Below are 4,136 nucleotides of genomic sequence, written 5' to 3'. Positions count from 1 at the left end.
CTGCGCAGCCTGCCCGGCGATGCGCCCGCCATCCCCGTGCAGGGTGCGCAGCCGCCCGCCACCTGGGCGCCGGGCGGCTCGCCGCTGGCCGCGCCCTCGGGCCTGTCGCCCAACGTGCCGGGCACGCCGATTCCGTTGGGGCACTTGCCCGGCAGCAACCTGCTGCCGTCCAGCCCCGGCACGTCCCTCTCGCTCGTCAACCGCGCGGGCGCGGTGCTGCCGCACGCCCAGGCGGGCAACGGCACGCCCGACAACGCCTTCGCCGTGCTGCCCGGCTACGAGCCGCGCCTGGCGAGCCTGACGGATGGCGCGCCCCATCTGCCCGCGCCGCAAGCGCCGCAAACCCCGCAAACGCCCGAAATCAGCACCGCGCCGCAGTTCTACTTCGTGGACGCCGTGCGCCTGCCCAGCGGCTACGTCACCCCCGCCAAGCCGCACCCCTACCTGAACCCCGGCGAGGCGCAGCAAAGCCCGCTCACCCAGCCCCCGGCGGCCTTCGACGTACACGCCGTGCGGCGCGACTTCCCCATCCTGCAAGAGCGCGTCAACGGCAAGCCATTGATCTGGCTCGACAACGCCGCCACCACGCACAAGCCGCGCCAGGTCATAGCACGCATCGCGCAGTTCTACGAGCATGAGAACTCCAACATCCACCGCGCCGCCCACGTGCTCGCGGCCCGCGCCACGGACGCCTACGAGCACGCCCGCGAGGTGGTGCGCCGCTTCATCAACGCGCCGGACGTTCATGAAGTGATCTTCGTGCGCGGCACCACCGAGGCCATCAACCTCGTCGCCCAGAGCTGGGGCGGCCAGAACGTGGGCGCGGGCGACGAGATCATCGTCAGCCACCTGGAGCACCACGCCAACATCGTCCCCTGGCAGCAGCTTGCGCAGGCCAAGGGCGCGAAGCTGCGCGTGATCCCCGTCGATGACCAGGGCCAGATCCGCCTCGACGAATACGAAAAGCTGCTCAACGACCGCACGAAGATCGTCGCCATCGGCCACGTCTCCAACGTGCTCGGCACCGTCGTTCCGGTCAAAGAGGTGGTGGCCCGTGCCAAGGCGCGCGGCATCTGCACGCTGGTGGACGGCGCGCAATCCATCGCCCACACGCCCGTGGACGTGCAGGACATCGGCGCAGACTTCTTCGTCTTCTCGGGCCACAAGATCTTCGCCCCCACCGGCATCGGCGCCCTCTGGGGCCGCCGCGAAGTGCTGGAGGCCATGCCCCCGTGGCAGGGCGGCGGCAACATGATCGCCGACGTGACCTTCGAGAAAACCCAGTACCAGCCCATCCCGAACAAGTTCGAGGCCGGCACCGGCAACATCGCCGATGCCGTGGGCCTGGGCGCGGCGCTGGAATACGTGGAGCGCATCGGCATCCACGCCATCAGCCAGTACGAACACGCGCTGGTGGACTACGGCATGCAGCAGCTGGCGCAAATCCCCGGCCTGCGCCTGATCGGCACCGTGCCGGGCAAGGCCAGCGTGCTCAGTTTCGTGCTGCAAGGCCGTACCACCGACGAGGTGGGCCAGGCGCTCAACAACGAAGGCATCGCGGTGCGCACCGGCCACCACTGCGCCCAGCCCATCCTGCGCCGCTTCGGCGTGGAGACGGCGGTGCGGCCCTCGCTGGCGTTCTACAACACCTTCGACGAGATCGACCGGCTGGTGGAAGTGGTGCGCAGGCTGGCGCCGCGTGGGTGAGTCAAGGCGGCCTCTGGCGCTTCTCTTTGCGCAGCGCATAGCGATAGACGAATTTCTTTGTTCGCAGCGCGCGGCGGACTGTCTAGGCTAAAGGCTCCTTCACAACCTTTGTCCCATTGCCATGACCTTCGCACCCACCACCCCCCGCACCCTGCAACTCGGCCTCGTCCTCCACGGCGTGGGCGCGGGCTGGGGCGACTGGCGCCACAAGGACGCCGTGACCGACGCCAGCGTCAACTTCGGCTTCTACAAGGCCCAGGCGCAGCTCGCTGAAGGGGCGGGCTTTTCGTTCCTGTTCGTGGCCGACAGCGTCCACATCACGCCGCGCTCGTCGCCGCACTACCTCAACCGCTTCGAGCCGCTGACCATCCTGTCGGCGCTGGCGGCGGTCACATCGCGCATCGGCCTCGTCGCCACGGTGACGGCCAGCTACAGCGAGCCGTTTACCGTGGCGCGGCAGTTCGCGTCGCTCGACCACATCAGCGGCGGGCGCGCGGGCTGGAACGTCGTCACTTCGTGGCTGGACGGCAGCGCGCGCAACTATGGCCGCCCCGAGCACTATGCGCACGACGTGCGCTACCGCCTGGCCGCCGAGCACCTGGACGTGGTGCAGGGCCTGTGGGATTCGTGGGAGGACGACGCCCTGGTGCGCGACAAGGCCACGGGCCAGTTCATCGACGCGGACAAGCTGCACCGGCTGGACCACAAGGGCGAGTTCTTCGCGGTCGAGGGGCCGCTGAACATCAGCCGCTCGCGCCAGGGCCAGCCGGTGATCTTCCAGGCCGGCGCGTCGGTGGACGGCAAGACCTTTGCCGCCGAGCGCGCCGACGCCATCTTCTTTCACGCCGACAGCTTCGACGAGGCGCGCGCCTACTACCAGGACGTGAAGGCCCGCGTGCGCGCCGCTGGGCGCAACCCCGACGAGGTGTTTCTGCTGCCGGGCTTTCGCCCCATCGTGGGCCGCACACGCGCCGAGGCCGAGCGCAAGTACGAGGAGCTGGCCGCGCTCGTGCCCGTCGAGAACGCCATCGCCGCGCTGGCGCGGCCCTTCAACGACCACGACTTCTCGCAGTACCCGCTGGACGAGCCCTTCCCCGACCTGGGCGACCTGGGCCGCAACAGCCAGCAAAGCACCAGCGACCGCATCAAGCAGCACGCGCGCGAGCATGGCCTGACGCTGCGCGAAGTGGCGCTGTGGCACGCGCGGCCCAAGCGCAGCTTCGTGGGCACGGCCGAGGAGGTGGCCGACGAGATCCAGCATTGGTTCGAGGGCGGCGCGGCGGACGGCTTCAACTTCTTCGAGGCGCTGCCCAACTCGTCGCTGAAGGATTTCGTGGAGCTGGTCGTTCCCGTGCTGCGCGCGCGCGGCCTGCTGCACGGCGTGCTGCCCGCCGAGACGCTGCGCGGCAACCTGGGCCTGCCCGTGCCCGAGAACCGCCACACCCGCGCGCGCCGCGAAGCGCAGCAGGCCGTGGCGGCGGCGCGGGCGGAAGGGGTGGAGGTTTGAAGTAAAAAAGGCCGCCAGCGCTTGATGGACAAGCGCTGGTAGCTATCAAAAAGATACCGTCAGAGGCTGCGAAACCCGTGCGTGCCGTCGCGCCGCAACTGCTCCACCAGGCCGAACTCCCAGTCCAGATACGCCTGCATCGCCTCGCGTGGCGCGTCGGTGCCCTCGTAGGGGCGGCGGTAGCGGTCGGTGCGCGGCGAGGCCAGGCGCGTCTCGCCGCTTTCCAGCGGCAGCCCGGCGGCGATCCATGCCTGCGTGCCGCCTTGCAGCACGAACACGGGCGCGCCGGTGGCGCGCGCCACGGCCTGCACCGCGTAGCGCGCCAGCAGGCTGCTGCCGCAGGTCAGCACGTAGCGCCGGGCGCGTGGAACGGCGCGCAGCGCCTGGGCAAGCTGCGAGCGCAGCAGCCACCATGCGCCCGGAATGTGGCGCTGCACGTAGCTGGCGCTGGTGGTGAAGTCCAGCACCGCCGTGCTGCCGGGGGCCTCGTCGCGCAGCCACGCGGCCAGTTGCTGCGCGCTGGTGTGTGCGATTTGGCCGGAGGGTGGTGGATAGGCCGGGGCGGGCGTGCCGGTTTCCGTGAAGTCGGCGGGCGCCGCGCCGTCCAGCACCCAGGCTTCCCAGCCCATTTGCGCGAGCCACGCCGCCGTCATGTTGGCGCGCGCGCCGTCGTCGTCGGCCAGCACGATGCGCGCGCCGCGCACGGGGGCGGCGTGGTCGGTCTCCTGCACCAGCTGGCCGCCGGGGTAGTGGCGAAAGCCGGGCAGGTGGCCTGCGGCGTATTCCTCGCTCGTGCGCACGTCGATGCGGTAGGTGGTGCGCCCGGCTTCGGCGTCAAAGCGCGCCAGATCGTCCTTGCTGGCGCGGCGCACGCCCGCGCGGTCGGCCACGGCGCGGGCGCGGGCGGCGGCCTGGGCGCGCT

3 protein-coding genes are annotated in these 4,136 nt (G+C 70.7%); 2 read left to right on the top strand and 1 reads right to left on the bottom strand.

What is annotated here, in order from left to right:
• On the top strand, positions 1-1,707 hold the full coding sequence (locus QM569_RS01800) for a family 2A encapsulin nanocompartment cargo protein cysteine desulfurase (RefSeq protein WP_414985511.1): 1,707 nt from the start codon (positions 1-3) through the stop codon (positions 1,705-1,707).
• 121 nt (positions 1,708-1,828) lie between these two features.
• Positions 1,829-3,214, top strand: a complete 1,386-nt coding sequence (locus tag QM569_RS01795; RefSeq protein ID WP_414985510.1) for an LLM class flavin-dependent oxidoreductase — start codon at positions 1,829-1,831, stop codon at positions 3,212-3,214.
• Between the two features lie 59 nt (positions 3,215-3,273).
• Here QM569_RS01795 and QM569_RS01790 read toward each other — a convergent pair.
• A partial coding sequence (locus QM569_RS01790; RefSeq protein WP_414985509.1) for a rhodanese-like domain-containing protein occupies positions 3,274-4,136 on the bottom strand: 863 nt, incomplete at its 5' end.

Source organism: Acidovorax sp. (assembly GCF_047607405.1).
GTDB lineage: Bacteria > Pseudomonadota > Gammaproteobacteria > Burkholderiales > Burkholderiaceae_C > Acidovorax.
The sequence above is the reverse complement of the archived record's forward strand: the minus strand, read 5'-3'. Positions and strand labels throughout refer to the sequence as shown.